The following is a 21152-nucleotide window of genomic DNA, read 5'->3' as shown; positions in this document are numbered from 1 at the left end:
AAGGAAGTTAGAAGCTGGAAGCTGGAGGTCTTACTCTACAAATTCCATTTGTGGCTTCTAACTTCTAACTTCTAACTTCTAACTTCTAAATCGTCCACTGATCATTTACAACAGCGATCAGATAGTATTTACCCTGAAATTCTTCAAATACAAAACGAACTGTTTTCCAATCCATTTCGCCATATTTTTCAGTTCCTTTGATATAATTTTCTGTGAAATCATCTTTAGGATAAATCTCTTGTAAGTTATTCAGGGAATTTCCTCCTCCGATAAATTTATTCAATGAATATTGTGATGCCGTAAAATCTTTGGAAAACACCCATTTACCAAGATACTCATTGATCGTGGCTTTATAAGGATCCCCGGAACCATCATGTGCTCCCCAGGTAAACAAGGTTTTGGTAGGTTGATATTTTTCAAAATCTTCTTTAGAAAAATGTTTATCTCCTTTCGTATCAACAAAAGCATACATTGAAAAACGAATTCCTTTTTCGGGATGAATCAAGGAGGCAAAAGTGGTATAATCTTTAGCTTTCAGTGCTTTCAAAACCTCATCATTGGTCTGCTTTAAAACCACCTCTTTATTAGCATTATTCTTAATGATGTCTGCACTATCTGTTTTGGTTTGTGCTATGGAATCTATCTCATTGGGAACAGGTTTCCCAACTTCTTTCTTACAGGCTACTATCATACTCAGGACGAATACTGCCATTAATATTTTTTTCATATTTTACATTTTGAAATTGCTAAAAAACACCAAAACTGATGCCAAGCAGCAGATGAGGCAAAGAATCATGAATTCGTCATTCATCATTGATAATTTATAATTTCAGTCGTACCTTTGTTAGATGGAAATGTTGGATATTCTCATTATCGGGGCCGGACCAATTGGTTTAAACTGTGCTCTTGAAGCTCAAAAAAATAACCTTAGTCATGTCATCATAGAAAAAGGAACTATTGTCAACTCACTGTACAATTATCCTTTATATATGCGTTTTTTCTCTACTGCAGAAAAACTGGAAATTGATGAAGTTCCTTTTATTTCTACGGCTCCAAAACCGGGAAGACAGGAAGCTCTGGAATATTATCAGGGAATTGCAAGGCAGAAAAAGCTGAACATTAATCTGTATGAAAAAGTTCTGAATGTCTCAAAAAATGATGAAATATTTGAGATCGAAACTACAAAAGCAACCTATCATGCTAAAAATGTAGTGATTGCCACCGGATTCTATGATATTCCCAATCTCATGAATATTCCCGGCGAAAATCTTCCAAAGGTTAAACATTATTACACCGAGCCTTATCCTTATGCAAAACAGAAAATAGTGGTGGTAGGATCAAGCAATTCTGCTGTAGATGCAGCGCTTGAAACTTATAGAAAAGGAGCTGAAGTCACTATGATCGTTCGTCATTCTGAGATTTCCAAAAGTGTAAAATATTGGGTTAAACCGGATATTGAAAACAGAATTGCAGAAGGAAACATAAAAGCTCATTTTAATGCAGAAATGGTCGAAATTAAAAGTAATACCGTTATTTTTAAAGACGAGAAAGGAGCAATTCATGAAATTGATAATGATTTTGTACTGGCTATGACGGGTTATCTTCCCGATTTTGATTTCCTGAGAAATTCAGGTATTGAACTTAATGGAGACTGTCTGAATCCGTTTTATAATCTTGAAACCATGGAAACCAATGTTTCCAATCTTTATCTTGCAGGAGTAGTATGTGGTGGAAAAGATACCCATCTTTGGTTCATTGAGAACTCAAGGGTTCATGCGAACATGATCATCAACACGATTCTTTCCAGATCTTAATCGTAAACGATTAGTATAATACAACTTCGGGCAATTTCTACGAAATTGCCCGAAGTTGTATTTTTGAATCCATGAAGCAAAAATATTATATCATCTTACATTAAATCTTCTTCAATCTTTTTTCTATCCTTAAGCATCCAGGGAACAATAAAGTAAAAACCAACAGCAATAGCCACAGCCAGCACTCCTGTTCCGATCCATAGGATATTGAACCCTAATTTTTCTGCGATTAGTGTTCCTATATAGGGTGTAATAATGAATGTAATGGAAAATGATATCCCATTCAATCCCATATAAGCTCCTTTATTATTCTCTCCTGATCGTAATGCGGTAATGGTTGACATAAAAGGAAGTGTCCATATTTCTCCCACGCAAAGGAGTGTCATAGACAGAACAAGGGTAATCATACTGTAATCAAATGCCAGCATGGCATAGGAAACTCCACATAGGAAAGTTCCGATCAACATGGTAAAGGCTAAACTGAAATACTTCTCTGCTACCTGTACCAGTCCCATTTCCAACAAAACAATCAGAAAACCACTGTAACCAAGGATATATCCAATATTTTGCTGGCTCAGATGTGCGGTGTCCTTATAAAATATCGTCAGCGTACTGAAAAGCTGGAAGAAACATATCGAAAACAGCATACAGAATGCGCAATAAATCAAAAATTTACGATCGCGGTACGGAGAACTTTCTTTTTTAATAACAATGGCTTCCTTTACCTTTTTCGCTTTTTGTTTCGCTAATCTTGTACGATCTTTAAAGAACCAGATATACATCAATCCAGCCAGCAAAGCAGCCAGCGCATTACTGAAAAACAGAAATTCATAGGAAATAGCCGACAAAATACCACCCAACGCCGGACCGATAGAAAACCCAAGATTTACAGCCATACGGTTTAGTGAGAACGCACGGGTAATATTTTCAGGTTTTGCATATTTGGTAATTGCCACGGAGTTTGCCGGACGGAAAGTTTCGCTTACAATACTTTGGACTAAAATAATTCCTGCCAGACCAGCTTCCGTTGTAAAAAGCGGAATTAAACAAAATAAAGGAACACTGAGCAATAAACTCAGACTCTGTACCCTGTATTCCCCTATTTTATCCATAATCATTCCTCCCAGCCAGGATCCGATAACGGAACCTATCCCGAAAAAGCTCAGTACAATTCCTGAATTTTCAATACTGAAATGTAAATGATTAGTCATATAAACTCCCAAAAACGGAAGCACCATAGAACCGGCCCTGTTGATGAGCATTACCAACGCCAGCATCCAACTCTCTTGCGAGAGTCCTTTAAAAGAACTCGTATATACGTTAATTAGTTTCACAATAATATTTTGGAGGGGAAATTAGAAAGTGCAAAATTAGATAAAAATAACCCAAAAACCCTTGTTTAAACCCTGTTTTTATAAATAAAGTCTATAAAAACAGACCATCATCTGTATCCTTAAAAAAACATTTTTTTAACTATATAAAACCCTAAGACCTTTATAAAAATCGTAAATTGCAGTAACAACAGGCGTTTTGAGCTAAAAAAGACTCTAAAACATAATAAAAACTTAACCAATACGTAAGAATGATAACCTACGAAAATTTACATGATACCCTATCTTTTTACAGTATTGACTGCCGCCAATCCTATTATATTTCTTCCGGAAAACCCATTTTTGAATTTCCCAAAGCGCCTTTCAGAATGGATTATTATGCACTCTGTATTTGTACCGCAGGAGAAATCAATATTGAGATAGACCGTCAGAAATATAAAGTAGATGTTCACAGTTTTTTGATGGCAGCTCCTTCCACCATTGTAAAGTTTGGAAAGACCAGCGATGATTTTACGATGAAACTGTTGTTCTTTGACAAGAATTTTTTAATTAAAAACATTTCCAATCCTTTTATCATTGAGAAGATGAATCTTTTCTCTAAAGGTTCTTACAGCATTGTAAAAACTACAGTGAAAAATTCTTCATTACTGCAGAATCTTCTGGATGATCTTGAAAAAAAATCCAAGAAGGAAGGAAAGTTTACTGAGGAAATTATCCGTACTATTATTTTCCATCTGCTGCTTGAAACGGCTGAGATTATGGAACATCAAAACACAGCAAATCCGGCAAAAGAAGAAGGAAAAAAAGACCTTTATCTGAAATTCAGCCAACTCATCAGAGAAAATATTAACAGGGAACGAACGGTTCAGTTTTATGCAGATCAGCTGCACGTTTCCAATAAATACCTCATAGAGATTATTAAAAAGGCAAGTGGAAAAACACCTCATGAAGTGATTGATGAAGCCCTATTGAAAGAAGCCTTTGTCATGCTCGGAAATCCTGATATAACGATTTCGGAAGTTGCATTTGAACTGCAGTTCAATTCCGCTTCGGCATTCGGTCGTTTTTTCAAAAAACATACGGCTCTTTCCCCTTCAGAATACAGAATGAAGGAAAATATTCAGTCCTGAGAATTTGGGGATAATAATTCTGAACTTGAGGATATATATCGCTTTATGAATCAAAGTACCTTTATACTGTTAATTAAAAACAATAAAAGATGAGTACGATCAATTCAAAATTCGACAAAGTTTTAAATGCCTCTGAGCAGTTTGGAAAAGTGAACCACGAACCGGATTCAAGTAAAGAAGTTCAGATTAACACTCCTGAAAAAACGATGCCTTTCTCCGACCAGATCGGAAACTATCAGCGTAATAAAGGAATTCCTTTACAGTCTTACGAAAACAGTAAAATCTATATTGTAGGAAGCGGAATTGCAGGGATGTCTGCCGCTTATTATTTCATTCGTGACGGCCGTGTTCCCGGCAAAAACATTATTTTCCTCGATCAGCTGAATATTGAAGGCGGATCTCTGGATGGAGCCGGTAACGCAAAAGATGGCTACATCATCCGTGGAGGAAGAGAAATGGATATGACCTACGAAAATTTATGGGATATGTTCCAGGATATTCCCGCTTTGGAACTACCAGCACCGTACAGCGTATTGGATGAATACCGTCTTATCAATGACAATGACCCGAATTATTCTAAAGCAAGACTGATCCATAATCAGGGACAAATCAAAGATTTCAGTAAATTCGGTTTGGAGAAAAAAGATCAGCTGGCGATTGTAAAACTTTTATTAAAGAAAAAAGAAGAGCTGGACGATCTTACCATTGAAGATTATTTTTCTGAATCATTCCTCAACAGTAATTTCTGGTTCTTCTGGCGTTCTATGTTTGCCTTCGAAAACTGGCACAGCTTACTGGAGCTGAAATTATATATGCACAGATTCCTTCATGCTATTGACGGAATGAAAGACTTTTCATGTCTGGTTTTCCCAAAATACAACCAATATGATACCTATGTAACACCACTCAAAAACTTCCTGGTAGAAAAAGGGGTACAGATCCAGTTTAATACGTTGGTTAAAGATCTTGATATTCATATCAATACAGAAGGAAAAACAGTAGAAGGTATTATTACAGAACAGAACGGAGAGGAAGTAAGGATTCCAGTCGGTAAAGAAGATTACGTTATTGTAACTACCGGATCGATGACTGAAAGTACTTTCTACGGAGACAACAATACCGTTCCTGAAGTGACAATAGATAACAGCAATGCCGGACAAAGTGCAGGATGGAAGTTATGGAAAAACCTGGCTGCAAAATCTGAAGTATTCGGGAAACCTGAAAAATTCTGTAGCCATATTGAAAAATCTTCTTGGGAATCTGCAACTTTAACATGCCGACCTTCTGCATTCACAGAAAAATTAAAAGAATTGTGTGTGAATGATCCTTATTCAGGAAGAACTGCTACCGGAGGTATTATTACCATTACAGACTCTAACTGGGTGATGAGTTTTACCTGCAACAGACAGCCGCACTTCCCTACCCAGCCGGATGATATCCTTGTTGTTTGGGTATATGCTTTACTGATGGACAAAGAAGGTAATTATATTAAAAAAACAATGCCTCAATGTACCGGAAATGAGATTCTTGCCGAGTTATGCCATCACCTTGGAATGACAGATCAACTGGATAATGTTATAGAAAATACGATTGTTCGTACTTCATTTATGCCTTACATCACCTCTATGTTTATGCCGAGAGCACAGGGAGACCGTCCGAGAGTTGTTCCTGAAGGATGTACCAATTTAGGTCTTGTAGGACAATTCGTAGAAACCAATAATGATGTGGTATTCACCATGGAAAGTTCTGTGAGAACAGCAAGAATTGCCGTTTACAATCTTCTTAACCTCAACAAACAGGTTCCGGACATCAATCCGTTACAGTATGATATCCGACATTTATTAAAAGCTACCCAGGCTCTTAATGATTACAAACCTTTCTTAGGAGAAGGAATTTTAAGAAAAATATTAAAAGGAACTTATTTTGAACATATTTTAGTCAACCGTCCGGAAGAAAAAGAAGAGCATGAATCTTTCTTAACCAGATTCCAGGATTGGGTAAAAGGAGTAAAAGACTAAAAATATCGCTTACAAAAAGTAGTTTTAAAGTAGTATAGTAAAGGTTTATAAAAACATATCCTTATTTTAAGAGAGCAAAGACAGAACATTATTTTCAAACGGAGATTATCTACTTTAAAAACATGTTTAATTAAAAATAAATCTCATGGATTTTAAAAATATAACGATAGCAGGAAGTGGTGTATTAGGATATCAGATCGCCTTCCAGACTGCCTATCATGGTTTCAATGTTACCGTATATGATATCAATGATGAAGTATTGGAAAAAGCCAGGGGTAAATTCACCGTTTTAAGTGAAGCTTACCAACAAGATCTGAGAGCAACACAAAAACAATTGGATGCAACCTTTAAAAATATCAGCTACTCATCTGATCTTGCCGAAGCAGTAAAAGATGCCGATCTGCTGATAGAGGCAGTTCCTGAAGAACCCGCAATTAAAATAGAATTTTATCACAAACTCGCACAGGTAGCTCCTGAAAAAACAGTATTTGCAACGAATTCTTCCACTCTGCTTCCAAGCCAGTTTGCTGAAGATACAGGAAGACCGGAGAAATTTGTAGCGCTCCATTTTGCCAATGAAATCTGGAAACACAATACCGGAGAGGTTATGCGCCATCCGGGAACTTCTCAGGAGGTATTTGATTCTGTAATCAAATTTGCCAAAGATATTGGAATGGTCGCCTTACCGATCCAGAAGGAGCAACCTGGATATATTGTCAACTCATTATTGGTTCCGTTGCTTGGAGCCGCAGTTAATCTCTGGATTGATGAAGTATCAGATATTGAAACAATCGACAAAACATGGATGGTAGCCACCGGAGCTCCTGTAGGACCATTCGGTATTCTGGATGTTGTGGGAATTACAACGGCATATAATATCAATAAAATGGAAGCTGAAGAAACTCAGGATCCATTAAAGATCAAAGCCGTAGAAAAATTAAAAGAAGATTATATTGACAAAGGAAAGCTGGGAGTACTGACCGGGGAAGGATTTTATAAATATCCTAATCCTTCATATCGCGACAAAGATTTTCTGAAATAGAATCTTATACTTCAGATTTTAAACTATTAAGAAAGCAGGCCTTATTATAGGTTCTGCTTTTTGTTTTTGTTGGAAAACGCGAAGGCGCAAAATAATTTTTCCGAAACGTTTTAAGACGCAAGGATTTTATCTCCGATAAAATTGAACACTGTTGATTTCTAAAGTTAAAAATATTGATTGATTAGATTGTATTACACCTGCTGGAAATCTTAGGTTTCTTTGCTCCCTAAATATTCACCATGTATAAAATTCTTAGCGCCCTTTGTGTTTTCCAACAAAAACAAAAAAGCAGAACTTCCAATGAATTCCTGCTTTATGTATTATATATTTCCGAAAATTATTCCGGTTTAAAAGAATCTTTTAACGTTACTGTACGGTTAAATACCAATACATCGTCTGTAGAATCCTGATCTTTTGTAAAATACCCGATTCTTTGGAACTGTAATGGCTCTCCAACAGCAACATCTTTCAGGCTTGGCTCAGCAAACCCTTTTACCGTTGCTACAGAATCAGGATTGATGAAGTTTAAGAAGTCTACATCTTTTTCAGCATCAGGCTGCTCCACAGTAAACAAATGATTATATGTTCTCACTTCCACAGGAACAGCATGTTTTGCAGATACCCAGTGTAAAGTTCCTTTTACTTTTCTTAAACTTTCCTCAGTTCCGCTTCCTGATCTACTCTTCTCATCATACGTAGCGTAGATGGTAGTAATCTCACCATTTTCATCCTTCTCTACTCTTTCAGCTTTAATGATGTAAGCAGATTTCAAACGAACTTCACCCCCTAATTTAAGTCTGAAGAATTTATTGTTAGCTTCCTCTTTGAAGTCTTCACGTTCAATATATAATTCTCTCGAGAATGGTATTTCTCTTGTTCCTGCATTTTCCTGCTCAGGATTATTTTCAGTTTCTAACCATTCTTCTTTGTCTTCAGGGTAGTTTTCGATCACTAATTTCACAGGATCTACCACTGCCATTACACGCTTAGCAACCTTATTCAGATCTTCACGTACACAGAAGTCAAGCAACTGAATTTCGATAAGGTTTTCTCTTTTCGCTACCCCTACTTTCTCAATAAAGTTTCTGATAGAAGTTGGAGTATATCCTTTTCTTCTCATCCCTGAAATGGTAGGCATTCTAGGATCGTCCCATCCGGTTACGACTCCTTCAGCCACTAATCTTTGAAGCTTTCTTTTAGAAGTAATCATATAGGAAACATTCATCCTTGCAAATTCTCTCTGCTTGTTTTTAACCCTTCCTTCTTCGTAAACCTGATCCAAATACCAGTTGTACAAAGGTCTGTGATTTTCAAACTCCAGAGAACACAGTGAATGCGACACTTGTTCGATATAATCAGATTCACCATGAGCCCAGTCGTACATTGGATAAATTTTCCACGCTGTACCTGTTCTGTGGTGAGGTTTATTCAAAATTCTGTACATAACAGGGTCACGCATATTCATGTTAGGCGAAACCATATCAATTTTTGCACGAAGAGACATTGAACCACTTTCAAATTCCCCGTTTTTCATTCTTTCGAATAAATCTAAAGATTCTTCAACAGGACGGTTTCTGTATGGAGATTCAATTCCCGGTTCTGCAGGATTTTTTCTTTGCTCAGTAATCACTTCAGAAGGCTGCTCATCTACATAAGCTTTTCCTTCTTTGATTAATTGTACTGCCCAATCGTAAAGCTGCTGGAAGTAATCGGATGCATACAAAACTTTATCCCATTTGAAACCTAGCCATTCAACATCTTTCATGATAGAATCTACGAATTCCTGTTCTTCTTTTTCAGGATTCGTATCGTCAAAACGAAGGTTTACGGGAGCATTGTATTTTTCGCCCAGTCCAAAGTTGATGCAGATGGCTTTTGTATGCCCTACATGCAGATAACCATTGGGTTCAGGCGGAAAACGGAAACGGATCTGATCTCTTTTCAGTCCGTTTGCCAGATCATCTTCTATAATTTGCTCAATAAAATTGAGTGATTTTTTTTCTTCTTCCATTAAAGTAGCTTTTATTTTTTAGCAAAAAAAGTTTCACAAAGTTACGGAAAAATAAGCTTTGGTAAAAGTGATAATTTAAAAGCCTTATCTATTGTTATTCAATATTTTTCACTAATTTCGGGAAGCTAGTACCATTTTAACCAATTATCCGTCATGGCAATTTATATCTTAAGCAACCGGAAAATTATCAGACATAAAGGCGAAAGAGTAGACTCTTTTTCCAATGAAGAATATTCAATTCCTAATTTCAGGATTGCTAAATGCGATTTTGATAATTATAAGGAACCAACCGCTCAGGCGAAAAAGAAAAAAGATTACACCAACAGAAATATCTTAAATTACAAACTTCTTTCCGAACCAGAAAAACAAGGATATGAAGAAGTTTTAGATGTTTTATTGAGTGAAAAAGGAATTAAAAACTCCCCTCTTACAGCCAATAATCTCGGTGGAACCCAAAGAATGTTTTACGAACTGTACAAAAATATGTCTTCCACAAAAGACAGGAGTGATGTACTGATATTCATCCATGGTTATTTGTATGATTTTGATGATGAGTTAAAGGCTATCCTTGATCTTAAGAAAATATTCATTGATAATCCGGCATCACCTGTAGAACATATTTTATTTGTGAGCTGGCCCGCTTCCGGCAGTATAATCCCATTGAGTTATTTTGATGATAAGGCCTCCAGCATCAATTCCGGAACATCTCTGGTGAGATTGTTTTATTTCTACACTCAATTTTTAAAAGATATATTTTCCAACCGGGATCTTGCTCCCTGCAATCAAAGAATCCATCTTATGGCTCACTCTCTTGGAAACAGAGTGCTTCAAAGCATGTTATACAGCCTTAAAAGAGAAAATATACTGCGTGTTATTGACCAGGTTCTCCTGTTGAACGCTGATGTAAGCTATAAAGTATTCGAAGATTCAGAAGACTCATTTAATAAGCTGCCATTATTAGCCAACAGAATTTCCATTTACTTGAACCGACAGGATATTATTCTGGGAGCTTCTCAGTTTACGAAAAACATCCTGACTCCAAGGCTTGGTAAAAACGGACCAAGCGATATTGCTCACTATAAAGATATTGTATCTGTTATCGACTGTACATTCGTAAAAGATGATTTGCTTGACAGCTTTAAATATGAAGTGGGAAATCATTGGGGATACCTCTCAAGCTCGCAGGTACAGGAAGATATCTTTCAAAATTTATACGGAATTGACAGAAATCTTATCACCAACAGATCTAAAGATAATGAAAACATTTTCACAATTATTTCTTAACAAATAATTAAAATAATCCCTGAAAAATGAATTATAAGTTAAAAATTAACTAAAATTCATCAGTATGGCACAATGATTGCTAATTCAAAGATTAGGGAATTACAATTTTTAATTATGGGACAGATTAAAAAAAGGTTTTCTGATATATTAGATTATATAAAGAAAGCTATTTTCGTAAAAGATGTGATTTAATTGTGTAACAACCTCTAAATTCACAAAATATCCGATCAAAAACTGCCAGGTCTTTCCTACAGACCGGAATAAAAACATTCAAACGTTCTGTACAGGAAGGGATTGTCAGGTAAAAAAAACTGAGACCACTAAACTCATATTCGATACAATTTAAATATTACAGAGGAATTGTTAAATATTATTAAATAATTCCCCACTTGTTGTATAATTCAAAAAAGTTATCGACATTTACTTACCAATCAAATAAAATCAATAACATGAAAAATCTAAAAAAAATCAAAAGAGGAGAATTAAAAACAATCAAAGGAGGAAGACCACCTCTTGGATGTAACAGCTGGAATCCAGTGGCTATGTGCTGCAGATCATGGGCTCCTGACTATTGTGGGCAAACTACATGTCCGGATTCACCTCCACCATTGTGCTAATTAACTTTTGACAGTTATATTTTGAACCATAGCAACTCATTTCTGAGTTCAAGATCGGATTCAAAATTATTTACAAATAAAGCTCCAGTGCCTAAACCTTGAGGCATTGGATTTTTTTTGTTAAATGTATACTGGGCAATAGCATTCAAGCCTATATTACTCTCCAACGCTGAAGTAATCCACCAACTGATATTCTGTTTTTCGGCAAGGGAAATCCATTCATCTGAACCGGAAAAACCTCCTACCAAAGCAGGCTTTAGAATAATATACTGTGGTTGTATTTTTTCTAACAGCTTTTTCTTTTCTTCGGGATCAATAATTCCGATAAGCTCTTCATCCAATGCAATCGGCGTAGGTGTTTTGGCGCATAATTCTGCCATATCATCCCAGTTTCCTGCTTTTATAGGTTGCTCAATAGAGTGAATATGAAGATCGGCAAGCTGCTGCAACACAATAATCGCCTCTTCTTTACTAAATCCTCCATTCGCATCTACACGAAGTTCCAACTGGTCTTTGGAAAACTTTTCTCTTAATTTCTGGAGAATAACATGTTCAGATTTCCAGTCAACACCAATTTTTAACTTAATGCAATGAAATCCTTTTTCCAGTTTCTCCTGAATCTGTTCTTCCATATACCCTGCATCTCCCATCCATATCAGACCGTTGATGGTAATGGCAGATTTTCCTTCCGTAAACTCACTTGGAAAATAAAGACTGTCTCCATATTTCAAATTCTGAACTGCCTGTTCATAGCCAAACCAAATGGAAGGAAACTCTTTCAGTTCTTCTTTTAAAAAAGCCGTATCCTGATTGATATTTTCACAAAGCCACTTCAGCTTTTCTTCATAATCAGGTCGGTCATCAAAACTCAGTCCTCTGAAAATAGCACATTCCCCTACTCCCTTTTTTTCGTTTTCCGAAATTGTAAGAATATAGGTTTCTTTATCAAGCAAAACGCCGCGAGATGTTCCACTCGGGCGTTTAAATTGTAATAAATATTGTAAGTAAGTTGCTTCCATTTATTTTACGCTGTCGATACGCATAAATTCTTCTGCTTTCTCCACCATTTCAATACTTCCGCAGAAGAAAGGAATTCTCTGGTGAAGTTCTGTAGGTTCTATTTCCAGAATTCTTCTGAATCCGTCTGTTGCTTTTGCTCCGGCTTGTTCAGCAAGGAAAGCCATTGGATTACATTCGTATAATAATCTTAGTTTACCATTTGGAGCCTGCGAATAGGAAGGATAAATATAAATTCCTCCTTTCAGCATATTTCTATGGAAATCTGCAACTAATGAACCGATATATCTTGAAGTATAAGGACGGTCACCTTCTTCCATCTGGCAATATTTAAGGTAATTTTTTACTCCCTGAGGGAATTTAATATAGTTTCCTTCGTTGATGGAATAAATTTTACCCGTTTTTGGGAAAGTCATATTGGGATGAGAAAGATAATAGGTACCTAAAGATGGATCTAGTGTAAATCCGTTTACCCCATTTCCTGTTGTATAAACAATCATTGTAGAAGAACCGTAAATAACGTATCCTGCTGCAATCTGATTGATTCCTTTCTGTAAAAAGTCTTCCAGCTGTACTGGAGTTCCGGGTTCTGTAACTCTTCTGTAGATAGAGAAAATAGTTCCTACGGAAACATTTACATCAATATTGGAAGATCCGTCTAAGGGATCGATCAGTACAACATATTTACTTAAATGACCATTTTCACCGCATTTGATATCAATAAAATCATCATTTTCCTCAGAAGCAATACCACAAACAACCTCTCTTTGAGACAAAGCCGTAATAAAAATTTCATTAGCGATTACATCCAGTTTTTGCTGCTCTTCTCCCTGAACGTTTTGGTTTCCCGCAGCTCCTGTAATATCTACAATTCCGGCTTTATTTACTTCTCTGTTTACCACTTTCGAAGCCAATCTTATTGCACTTAGAAGACGAGAAAATTCACCTGTAGAATACTGAAAATCGTCCTGCTTATCTATAAGAAATTCTCCTAAAGTCTGTAATGGTTGATTTGACATATTTTTCTTTTTACGTTTTGCCCAAATTTCGGAAAATTTATCGCATTAAGAAAATTTAATTAAAAAAGAGATTACTCACTGTATATCAATTAAATACAAACAAAACATAACATAATACCTGGTCTTTATTAAAAATTGGGACTCCTAATTTGTTACATCAGACTCGTGAAAAATTAAAATTATTTCATTATTTGTTGATTTTAAGGAAATCTTAATTCCATCTCCGCGTCAGACTATTTCATATCTCGTTGTAAATTTATAATTTTGACGTCCGTAAAAAACTCATGTAATTTTTTATCTAACAATTTTATTTTTAACAATTTAATGAAAATTTTCAAGTTTGGTGGAGCATCGGTAAAAGATGCTGACAGTGTAAAAAACGTGTCCATGGTTCTAAAAAGCCAAGGATTTGCCAAATGTTTGCTGGTAATTTCAGCAATGGGCAAGACGACAAATGAGTTGGAAAAAGTTGTAGAACTTTATTTCAAAAAAGATAACTATCAAACTGAGATTGAAAAGATAAAACGAAAACACATGGAAATTGCGGAAGGATTATTTCCTGAAAATCATGCGGTTTTTGCTGAAATCAATCTCTTTTTTGATGATATTGATTCTTTTTTACGAAGAAATAAATCTCCTAATTACAACTTTGTGTATGATCAGGTGGTAAGCTGCGGAGAAATGATTTCTACTAAAATCGTGAGTGAATATCTGAATGAAATCCAGTTTACTAATCAATGGCTGGATGCCAGAGATTATGTAAAAACGGATAATTCATACAGAGAAGGTACGGTAGACTGGACAAGAACGGAAGAATTTATTTCCAATCTCAATCCTGAAATCTGCTATGTAACTCAGGGATTTATCGGTTCTGACGACAATAATTTTACGGTGACGTTAGGAAGAGAAGGTTCTGACTACTCTGCTGCTATTTTTGCTTACTGCTTAAATGCTGAAGCAATGACTATCTGGAAAGATGTACCGGGAGTAATGACCGGAGATCCGAGAAAGTTCAGTGATGTAAATCTTCTTTCCAACATTTCTTATGAGGAAGCTATTGAGATGGCTTATTATGGTGCAAGTGTTATTCACCCAAAAACATTACAGCCACTCCAGCAAAAGAACATTCCTTTTTATGTAAAATCTTTCGTAGATCCTACCAAAGAAGGAACAAAAGTAGGTGCTTCCGAAAAAAACCAACAAGAAGAATCTTATATTCTAAAAGAAAACCAGGATCTTTTGAAAATCTCTACAAGAGACTTCTCTTTTATTGCAGAAGATCATATGAGCCTGATTTTCGGATTTTTATCTAAATATAAGATCAAAGTTTCCCTAATGCAGAATTCTGCGATCTCTCTGGCATTGTGCCTTGAGGATAAATTTAACCATCTTGATGAGCTCAACGAAGAGCTTCAAAAAATTTTTAAAACCGAAGCAATTAAAAATGTATCTTTATTCACAGTAAGAAATGCGAAGAAAGATCACATTGATAAATTTTACCATGAAAAAAATGTATTATTGGAACAGATTTCCAAGAACACTCTTCAAATGGTAACACAATAATATTAATTGCGACTAAACACACATGAGTTTAATTTCGAAAAACGATCTGATCCAAGCTTCCGGCTTAAATAAAATTGGGTTTCTCAAGAACCCAATAGCATCTGCTGTGATGAGCATTGCTAAAATTAACGAAGTAAATAAATTATACGATAAATTAAAAGACAAGGAAGGCAAAGACTTTTTCGACTCATTTGTGAGAGAAAGAAACCTAAGCTACGTAGCTTTTGAAGAGGATCTGGCAAAGATTCCGAAAACGGGACCGTTTATTCTGGTTTCCAATCACCCGCTGGGTGCTATTGACGGGATTTTAATGTGCAAGGTCTTATCAGAGGTTCGTCCGGATTTTAAGGTAATGGGAAATTTCCTTTTGGAAAAGATCAAACCTATGGAACCGTATGTAATCGCTGTAAATCCTTTTGAAAACAGAAAAGAAGCTTACAGCAGTTCTTCAGGAATGCGTGAAACACTCAAGCATTTACAAAACGGAGGCTGCGTAGGTATTTTTCCGGCAGGAGAAGTTTCCAACAAGAACAATCCTTACGGAGAAATTTTAGATAAGGAATGGGAAAAAACGGCACTTAAGCTTATCAGAATGGCTAAAGTGCCGGTAGTTCCTATGTATTTCCACGCTAAGAACAGCCGACTTTTTTATCAGGTGGCTAAACTTCACCCGAATTTGCAGACTTTGATGCTTCCTTCAGAAATGATGAATGACAGGGAAAAACCTATCAGAATCAGAATCGGGCGTCCTATTACTGTAAAGGCGATGGACGATATGGAAACAATTGAGGAATTGGGAGAGTTTCTGAAACGTAAGGTTTATATGATGAAATCTTACTATGAAAAGAGAAAATCCCTTGCTCAAAGCATCAATCTTCAGAACTTATCGGTGAAGTTTCCTTTATTGAAGGAAGAAAACATTGTTCAGAATATCATTGATGAAACACCTCTGGAAGACATCATTAAAGATGTTGATAAATTGAGAGGAACGGATAAAATGCTGTTCAGTAACGGAAATTATGAGATCTATTTTACGACTTATGAGGAAATTCCTTCTATTATGAGGGAAATCGGACGTCAGAGAGAGCTTACTTTCCGTGCGGTAGGTGAAGGAAGTAATCTTCCGTTTGACCTGGATGAATATGATAAACATTACCACCATCTTTTCCTTTGGGATAATGGGGAGAAAAAACTGGCTGGAGCTTACAGAATGGCACTGGGTAGAGAGGTAATGAAGAAATATGGTATTAAAGGCTTTTATACAAGCTCTTTATTTGAGTTTGAGCAGGACATTCATCCTTTCTTTAAAAAGGTAATTGAAATGGGACGTGCCTATATCTGCCAGGAATATCAGCAGAAACCACTTCCGCTTTTCCTTTTATGGAGAGGAATTGTACATGTATGCCTGAGAAATCCTGATCATAAATTCCTTATGGGTGGTGTGAGTATTTCCAACAAATTCTCAGAATTTTCAAAATCACTGATGATCGAATTTATGCGTTCAAATTATTTTGATTCTGCGGTGGCTCAGTACATCACTCCAAGGAATGAATACAAAGTAAAGCTTCGTGACAGGGATAAAAACATTTTCTTTGAAGAGATGGAATCTGACCTTAACAAGCTGGACAAGATTATTGATGACCTTGAGCCTGAATTGAGACTTCCTGTTCTGATCAAAAAATACATCAAACAAAATGCTAAAGTAATTGCTTTCAATGTTGATCCCAACTTTAATGATGCGATTGACGGATTGATGTATATCAGAATCAGTGATCTTCCGGAAAACACGATCAAACCGGTATTGGAAGAGATGAGTGAACAGATCAGAAAAGAGCAGGAAAATAATCCGGCTGATAATCAGTAAGTTTTTAACTTTATTCAAAAAAAGTACGATGAATACTTGCTTTGTATACTAAAACTTACTACTTTTGCATCACTTTAAAACAACGAAGTAAGTCAAACAAAAATATAATGGTTTCTTAGCTCAGTTGGTAGAGCAATGGATTGAAAATCCATGTGTCCCTGGTTCGATTCCTGGAGAAACCACTTTAAAACCTCTAATTCATTTTAGAGGTTTTTTTGTTTTTTTATCTGTTCCTATTTTCTTACGCCTGCCCTATTACTGCCCTATTAAAATATAAACTCCCTTCCTATTTGTTCAAAAAAATAAGAAATTAATCAAAATTATGGGAATTATTTCTTTCTTGTTTAATGAGTAAAGCTTAATTTAGTAGGTGAAACCTAATTACAAATACAATTATGAGAGTAAAATTATTAGCCAATACTTTTCTGGGTATTGCCACTCTGCTTATTTTTCAATCATGCGCAGAAACCCCTATGGCAACAGAGGACACCATTGCAGCACAAAAAAATACCTCATCCTTCAGCGTTCCGGTTGCAGGAAATTCTTTTTTAACGGTAAAACCTTCGGGAGCCAGCGAGGTGATCACCTCCACTAACTTAGGAAACTGGACCAACTCTAATACTGTTATCAGTACTTATTTCAGAGTGAGTAATACAGGAACATTAAACCTTGGATTAAAAGCTTCTGTCCCATCAGGAACAAGTGTTGTAAAAATAACGGTAGGAAATATATCAAAAAATGTGACTCTAACAGGATCTTCGAATAAAGAGTATACTGTTGGAGATTTTACCGTTTCTACTCCAGGTTATGTGAAAGTTGACCTTCAGGGAGTTTCAAAAACCGGAGGATATTTTGCAGATGTTACAGATATCACTTTCAGTGGAGCGGCTTCTACAGGAACCAATATTTACAGTAATGATCCGTCATACTATTATTGGGCACGCAGAGGACCTTCCTGCCATCTGAACTATGTAGTTCCAACAACCGATAATGTTAGCTATTATTACAACGAAGTAACAGTTCCTGCAGGAGAAGACAAAATCGGTTCTTATTTTATGGCTAATGGCTTCAGTGCGGGCTATTTTGGGATGCAGGTGAACTCTGCTACAGAAAGAAGGATTTTATTCTCTGTATGGAGCCCATTTGATACTGACGATCCCAATAATATTCCTCCTGACCACAAAATTATCCTCAACAGAGCGGGTACCGGAGTAACCATCGGAGAATTTGGCAATGAAGGTTCGGGTGGACAAAGCTATTATAAATACAACTGGAGTGCCGGGCAAACCTATAAATTCTTATTAAAAGGGGAACCGGATGGCACCGGAAAAACAGACTTCACCGCCTGGTTTTTATCTCCGGATACCACCACATGGAAGCTGATCGCCAGCTGGAAGAGACCCCAAACCAGCACTTATCTGAAAAGCTTCTATAGTTTTGTTGAAAATTTCAATCCCGAAAATGGATATCAGGGCAGAAAAGCAGAATTTAAAAATCAATGGATAAGAACTTCCTCTGGTAACTGGGTTGCCATTTCAGGAGCAAAGTTTAGCGTAGATAATACCTACAACGCACAGCAAAGAATAGATGCAATGGGAGGAACAAGCGGGAATGCTTTCTTTTTACAAAATGGAGGATTCTTTAACACAACTGTTGCACCTGGCTCACAGTTTTCTGTTACTGCACCTACACAAGCTCCTAATATCAATTTTTCAACCCTTCCTTAACATTTTATCCTAAAATTATCAGCCAGTTACTTTATTAAGAACTGGCTTTTTTATTTATTTTCGATTTGTAAAGCGTTGATAGCTCCTATCTAAAAAAACACAGCCAAAAAAATGACTATACTCTCAATATTTATTCCTTAGGATGTTGTTTTCTCCATTCTGTCATATTCATAGGTCGGTTATCCGGACCACATGTTCCGTTGTACTCACATTCTTCAACAAAATAGTCATCATAGTCAGCGTTGTCCCACCATTCTTTAAATTTTGGAAGGTTGAAATAATTATTTTTCTGTAAAATATTTACTTCCTCCTGATCTAAAAAGAATCTTAACCTTCCCATCATTTTAGAGTTATCTCCATATCCCGAAACAAATCTTTTGTCATACTTATATTGTTCAGCAAAATAAACAATATTTGCAAGTATTTTCACTTTATCTTCCTTTGAAATGCCAGTTTCTTTGTTATTAAAATCAGCAAAATATTCAAGATAGTTTTTGATATAATCCAAGATAAATCTATTTTCTGACGGATCATTAGGAAGATATAGTTTTTGAAGAACTTTGAAAGTATTGGCATGGAGCTTTAAACTTCCGTCACATTGTTTAGTCCAAAACAACTTTCCATAATCTTGTGGATGGTTTTTATTAAACTTTGTTCTTTCAATAACCCATTTTAGGAGTTCAGTATTTGCTGTATATCCAAATGTTTTTACCAAGGCTGCCATGAAATTCTGATCATTTAAAATAAGCCATTTGTATTGAGTTTTATTATCATTGAACAGAAACATATTCCTTGCTACAATTGTTTGGACATTCTTTTTCCGAATTTCATTTAAGCTAGCAATATCTCTCCAGTGTGGAATTTTAATATCCGAATCATTTATGCTTGATTTTCTTGTTACATCGAAATTCTCAATGCCATTTAATTTGGGATATATTTTTTTATACTCGATAAGTTCCGGTATATAATAAAAATCTGTAAATATTTTTCTCTGTTTATCGACAAACAATCCTTCATAATCAACCCCGTTATTATGGTACATAACAAACTGTTTATCACATTTATCAAAAAAATTGATATATAAAAAAATTGATTGAGAATTTGGGTCGATAATTCTTCCAAAAATATTTTTGATTTTTTCATTAAATTCATCAGTGCCCAAAGTATTAAAACCATTTGATTTTAATAATTCATCAGCTGTTATTGCTACAGCTTCCAATTCTTTAGTTTCAAATTGAATTTTTTTTAAGCCTGCACCCGCCTCATCTATTGTAAAAGTTGACCCTTGTTTAAGTTGTTTGATTAAAGCTGTTTTGATAAAATCATCACCCGGATTTTTAATATCTGCAATAGATTTCTTTTCTTGTCCTTTATTATTACCACCTATGAATAGTAGAATAACTGTTAAACCTTTTAAGATTTTCATCGTATTAAATTTGTGTTTTAGAAGTAAAAAAGCATATCATGAGATATGCTTTAGTTTTATTAATTTAATCTGGTGCACCAACACTATCAAATAAATCTGCATATTCGATCATTGATTTTAAATTGGGTAAGTTATAATAATTGTTTACTTTATATTCATTCTTAACTTTAGTCCAATCTTCTTCACCTATAAAATCTCTGTAATCAGCTAATATTGTCATTTCACCCCAATTTTGACCATCATGATGAGACTTTTTAAATATTGGATCATAAATATTTGCCAGAGAAGCTAAAATCTTCATTTTTTCTTTATCACTAAAATTATTTTTAGGCTCGTTGTTGATAAGCTTAGAGCTTAGATATTTTAATATCAATATATCATTTAAATTCTTTGAGTTATTATAAAAAGATTCATACGAATTAAGAAATGAAGTTCTTATATCTAACCCACCATCACAATTTTTGGAAGCAATATAACCCAAAAGTTCCTGGTTATTATTGAGTGAATTTAAATTCAAATGATTAATAACAAATTCATTAAATTTTGGTTCTTTATCATATCCAAAAAACTTGATAAGATTTTTAACGAAAACTTGATCATTCTGTACCAGCCATGTCGTGTATGATTTATTATTATTGAATAAATACATATTTCTAGCAACAATTGTTTTAATATTTTGCTTCCTTATATTTTTTAAATCAGCTATATCTTTCCAATAATATATCTTGACATCTGTTATATGATTATTATTCTCAGCATCTTTTTCATATTGCAATAATTCAGGATCTTTAGTATAATCCAGTATTTCAGGAATGCTGTATAAATCTGAAATGAAAAGTCCGTTTTTAAAAACATATGTACTGTATGGATTAACATCAATACTATTTGAGTTTTTAAAAAGATTAAAGTCTTTTGAGCATTTATCTTCAAAATTAATATGCAAATACTTTGATTCCGATCTCGGATCAATTATTCTATTGAATACTTTATTGACCGTATTAGCAAAGTCTTCTTTACCTGGCTTTTTGTATCCATTATCTTCTAATTCTTTTGATATGATAGATTCTGTAGCTTCTAAATCTTTTAATGTAAATTGATACGTAGGATAATCTGTTTCATTTTTCTCTCCACTTGCACCAGCTGATAACTGCGATTTTAATACAGGAATATAAGAACCTGATTCTTGCTTTACGTAATGTGTATTTGACATATTATTAGTTGGTTTCTGAGAGTTACATTTATTCATCATTAATACAATCCCTATTAATAAAATATTCTTCATAATATAT

Annotated in this window: 16 protein-coding genes and 1 tRNA gene; 10 read left to right on the top strand and 7 right to left on the bottom strand. The window is 35.2% G+C overall.

Annotated elements, in window-relative coordinates; genetic code table 11:
- Positions 1–85 precede the first annotated feature (85 nt).
- A complete protein-coding gene (locus JOE44_RS23600) occupies positions 86–727 on the bottom strand; it encodes a hypothetical protein (protein ID WP_209788315.1) in 642 nt (213 codons plus the stop codon).
- A gap of 121 nt (positions 728–848) precedes the next feature.
- Between JOE44_RS23600 and JOE44_RS23595 the strand changes: the two genes are divergently transcribed.
- Positions 849–1814, top strand: coding sequence for a YpdA family putative bacillithiol disulfide reductase (locus tag JOE44_RS23595; RefSeq protein WP_209788313.1), 966 nt, complete (start codon positions 849–851; stop codon positions 1812–1814).
- A gap of 95 nt (positions 1815–1909) precedes the next feature.
- Here JOE44_RS23595 and JOE44_RS23590 read toward each other — a convergent pair whose 3' ends face one another.
- Complete coding sequence (locus JOE44_RS23590; RefSeq protein WP_209789304.1) at positions 1910–3091, bottom strand: MFS transporter; 1182 nt, start codon at positions 3089–3091, stop codon at positions 1910–1912.
- 305 nt (positions 3092–3396) lie between these two features.
- On the opposite strand from JOE44_RS23590, the gene JOE44_RS23585 reads away from it, so the two are divergent.
- The 3 genes from JOE44_RS23585 (at position 3397) to JOE44_RS23575 (ending at position 7335) form a co-directional block, all read left to right on the top strand.
- A complete protein-coding gene (locus JOE44_RS23585; RefSeq protein WP_209788310.1) occupies positions 3397–4275 on the top strand; it encodes an AraC family transcriptional regulator in 879 nt (292 codons plus the stop codon).
- Positions 4276–4364: 89 nt separating this feature from the next.
- On the top strand, positions 4365–6293 hold the full coding sequence (locus tag JOE44_RS23580) for an oleate hydratase (protein ID WP_209788308.1): 1929 nt from the start codon (positions 4365–4367) through the stop codon (positions 6291–6293).
- A gap of 145 nt (positions 6294–6438) precedes the next feature.
- Positions 6439–7335, top strand: coding sequence for a 3-hydroxyacyl-CoA dehydrogenase (locus JOE44_RS23575; protein WP_209788307.1), 897 nt, complete (start codon positions 6439–6441; stop codon positions 7333–7335).
- A gap of 337 nt (positions 7336–7672) precedes the next feature.
- Here the strand turns inward: JOE44_RS23575 and JOE44_RS23570 are convergent, their stop codons facing one another.
- The gene (locus tag JOE44_RS23570) at positions 7673–9346 is read right to left on the bottom strand and encodes a glutamine--tRNA ligase/YqeY domain fusion protein (RefSeq protein WP_209788305.1); all 1674 of its coding nucleotides are present in this window, start codon (positions 9344–9346) and stop codon (positions 7673–7675) included.
- A 153-nt stretch (positions 9347–9499) separates the two neighbouring features.
- Between JOE44_RS23570 and JOE44_RS23565 the strand changes: the two genes are divergently transcribed.
- Together JOE44_RS23565 and JOE44_RS23560 are read left to right on the top strand one after the other, a co-directional pair.
- A complete protein-coding gene (locus tag JOE44_RS23565) occupies positions 9500–10630 on the top strand; it encodes an alpha/beta hydrolase (protein ID WP_209788302.1) in 1131 nt (376 codons plus the stop codon).
- A 449-nt stretch (positions 10631–11079) separates the two neighbouring features.
- Positions 11080–11247, top strand: coding sequence for a hypothetical protein (locus JOE44_RS23560; protein WP_156121559.1), 168 nt, complete (start codon positions 11080–11082; stop codon positions 11245–11247).
- A 14-nt stretch (positions 11248–11261) separates the two neighbouring features.
- Here JOE44_RS23560 and JOE44_RS23555 read toward each other — a convergent pair whose 3' ends face one another.
- Positions 11262–12266, bottom strand: coding sequence for an o-succinylbenzoate synthase (locus JOE44_RS23555; protein WP_209788301.1), 1005 nt, complete (start codon positions 12264–12266; stop codon positions 11262–11264).
- Positions 12267–13283 carry a class 1 fructose-bisphosphatase gene (gene fbp / locus JOE44_RS23550; RefSeq protein ID WP_034695188.1) on the bottom strand — a complete coding sequence of 339 codons (1017 nt, stop codon included), beginning with the start codon at positions 13281–13283 and terminating at the stop codon, positions 12267–12269.
- A 324-nt stretch (positions 13284–13607) separates the two neighbouring features.
- Between fbp and JOE44_RS23545 the strand changes: the two genes are divergently transcribed.
- The 4 genes from JOE44_RS23545 to JOE44_RS23530 all read left to right on the top strand — a co-directional run bounded on the left by JOE44_RS23545 (position 13608) and on the right by JOE44_RS23530 (position 18437).
- The gene (locus tag JOE44_RS23545; protein WP_209788299.1) at positions 13608–14846 is read left to right on the top strand and encodes an aspartate kinase; all 1239 of its coding nucleotides are present in this window, start codon (positions 13608–13610) and stop codon (positions 14844–14846) included.
- A 22-nt stretch (positions 14847–14868) separates the two neighbouring features.
- Entirely contained in the window at positions 14869–16710 is a 1842-nt protein-coding gene (locus JOE44_RS23540; RefSeq protein ID WP_209788296.1) for a lysophospholipid acyltransferase family protein, read from the top strand.
- A gap of 109 nt (positions 16711–16819) precedes the next feature.
- Positions 16820–16892, top strand: a tRNA-Phe gene (locus JOE44_RS23535).
- A gap of 213 nt (positions 16893–17105) precedes the next feature.
- On the top strand, positions 17106–18437 hold the full coding sequence (locus JOE44_RS23530) for a DUF3472 domain-containing protein (protein WP_209788293.1): 1332 nt from the start codon (positions 17106–17108) through the stop codon (positions 18435–18437).
- Positions 18438–18567: 130 nt separating this feature from the next.
- Here JOE44_RS23530 and JOE44_RS25210 read toward each other — a convergent pair whose 3' ends face one another.
- Both JOE44_RS25210 and JOE44_RS23520 read right to left on the bottom strand, forming a co-directional pair.
- Positions 18568–19863: a hypothetical protein gene (locus tag JOE44_RS25210; protein WP_245169849.1), complete on the bottom strand. Its 1296-nt coding sequence runs from the start codon at positions 19861–19863 to the stop codon at positions 18568–18570.
- 64 nt (positions 19864–19927) lie between these two features.
- Positions 19928–21145: a hypothetical protein gene (locus JOE44_RS23520; RefSeq protein ID WP_209788290.1), complete on the bottom strand. Its 1218-nt coding sequence runs from the start codon at positions 21143–21145 to the stop codon at positions 19928–19930.
- Positions 21146–21152 lie beyond the last annotated feature (7 nt).

Origin of the sequence: Chryseobacterium sp. PvR013 (assembly GCF_017833095.1) — a bacterium.
GTDB lineage: Bacteria > Bacteroidota > Bacteroidia > Flavobacteriales > Weeksellaceae > Chryseobacterium > Chryseobacterium culicis_A.
Note: the sequence above shows the minus strand (reverse complement) of the source record. Positions and strands in the feature narration are given on the sequence as shown.

What these genes read in the sequence shown, in the direction of transcription:
- JOE44_RS23600 (WP_209788315.1), bottom strand. Translation starts at nt 727, where the DNA reads ATGAAAAAAATATTAATGGCAGTATTCGTCCTGAGTATGATAGTAGCC.
- JOE44_RS23595 (WP_209788313.1), top strand. Translation starts at nt 849, where the DNA reads ATGGAAATGTTGGATATTCTCATTATCGGGGCCGGACCAATTGGTTTA.
- JOE44_RS23590 (WP_209789304.1), bottom strand. Translation starts at nt 3,091, where the DNA reads ATGCTGGCGTTGGTAATGCTCATCAACAGGGCCGGTTCTATGGTGCTT.
- JOE44_RS23585 (WP_209788310.1), top strand. Translation starts at nt 3,397, where the DNA reads ATGATAACCTACGAAAATTTACATGATACCCTATCTTTTTACAGTATT.
- JOE44_RS23580 (WP_209788308.1), top strand. Translation starts at nt 4,365, where the DNA reads ATGAGTACGATCAATTCAAAATTCGACAAAGTTTTAAATGCCTCTGAG.
- JOE44_RS23575 (WP_209788307.1), top strand. Translation starts at nt 6,439, where the DNA reads ATGGATTTTAAAAATATAACGATAGCAGGAAGTGGTGTATTAGGATAT.
- JOE44_RS23570 (WP_209788305.1), bottom strand. Translation starts at nt 9,346, where the DNA reads ATGGAAGAAGAAAAAAAATCACTCAATTTTATTGAGCAAATTATAGAA.
- JOE44_RS23565 (WP_209788302.1), top strand. Translation starts at nt 9,500, where the DNA reads ATGGCAATTTATATCTTAAGCAACCGGAAAATTATCAGACATAAAGGC.
- JOE44_RS23560 (WP_156121559.1), top strand. Translation starts at nt 11,080, where the DNA reads ATGAAAAATCTAAAAAAAATCAAAAGAGGAGAATTAAAAACAATCAAA.
- JOE44_RS23555 (WP_209788301.1), bottom strand. Translation starts at nt 12,266, where the DNA reads ATGGAAGCAACTTACTTACAATATTTATTACAATTTAAACGCCCGAGT.
- fbp (WP_034695188.1), bottom strand. Translation starts at nt 13,283, where the DNA reads ATGTCAAATCAACCATTACAGACTTTAGGAGAATTTCTTATAGATAAG.
- JOE44_RS23545 (WP_209788299.1), top strand. Translation starts at nt 13,608, where the DNA reads ATGAAAATTTTCAAGTTTGGTGGAGCATCGGTAAAAGATGCTGACAGT.
- JOE44_RS23540 (WP_209788296.1), top strand. Translation starts at nt 14,869, where the DNA reads ATGAGTTTAATTTCGAAAAACGATCTGATCCAAGCTTCCGGCTTAAAT.
- JOE44_RS23530 (WP_209788293.1), top strand. Translation starts at nt 17,106, where the DNA reads ATGAGAGTAAAATTATTAGCCAATACTTTTCTGGGTATTGCCACTCTG.
- JOE44_RS25210 (WP_245169849.1), bottom strand. Translation starts at nt 19,863, where the DNA reads ATGAAAATCTTAAAAGGTTTAACAGTTATTCTACTATTCATAGGTGGT.
- JOE44_RS23520 (WP_209788290.1), bottom strand. Translation starts at nt 21,145, where the DNA reads ATGAAGAATATTTTATTAATAGGGATTGTATTAATGATGAATAAATGT.